The following is a 612-nucleotide window of genomic DNA, read 5'->3' as shown; positions in this document are numbered from 1 at the left end:
GCCGCACCGCGCAGCACCAGCCGCGGCGTCGGCCCGAGCAGCGCCGCCAGCGCCGCGACGGAGGAGCGGAACCCCGTCGGCTCCACCGTGAGCGCCACGCGCGGCGCGGCGAGCGCGCCGCTGACCTCGCCCTCGGCCTGCAGCGCGTCCCAGCCGGCGATGTCGTCGGGGATCAGGCCGGCGTAGGCAGTGGAAGCCGGGAGCGCGGCGCGCAGGCGCAGCGCGGAGCGCGTTCCCTCCAGGTCCAGCCGGCCCTCCGCCTCCACCACGCCGGCATCGCCGGCCAGCCGCAGCGCGCGAAGGTCTACCAGCCCGTCCGCCATCCGCCCCGCATCCAGGCGCAGCGCGACAGGGCCGGCGAGGCGGGCGAGGGGGCCTTCCACCAGGCCGGAGGCATCCACGCGGCCCTCCAGCGTCGCGCCCAGGCGCTGGGTGTCCGGCGCGGAGACGGTGCCGCTCACCTGCGCCTCCAGTCCCGGCCCGGCCGCAGCCGAAAGCGTGACATCCGCACGCTCCGCCGGCCCGTCCAGCGTGAGGTCGAGCGCGAGCGGGCGGTCGCCGAGCCCGGCCAGGCGCGACAGTGCGCCACCGGGGTCGCCGCGCAGCGTGGCG

1 protein-coding gene is annotated in these 612 nt (G+C 79.2%); it reads right to left on the bottom strand.

Translation table 11 applies throughout. From position 1 onward, the window contains the following. Nucleotides 1-612: hypothetical protein (locus OZN99_RS33110; protein ID WP_408612006.1), on the bottom strand; the 612-nt coding region annotated here is incomplete at both ends.

This window comes from Falsiroseomonas oryzae (assembly GCF_027856955.1).
GTDB lineage: Bacteria > Pseudomonadota > Alphaproteobacteria > Acetobacterales > Acetobacteraceae > Falsiroseomonas > Falsiroseomonas oryzae.
Note: the sequence above shows the minus strand (reverse complement) of the source record. Positions and strands in the feature narration are given on the sequence as shown.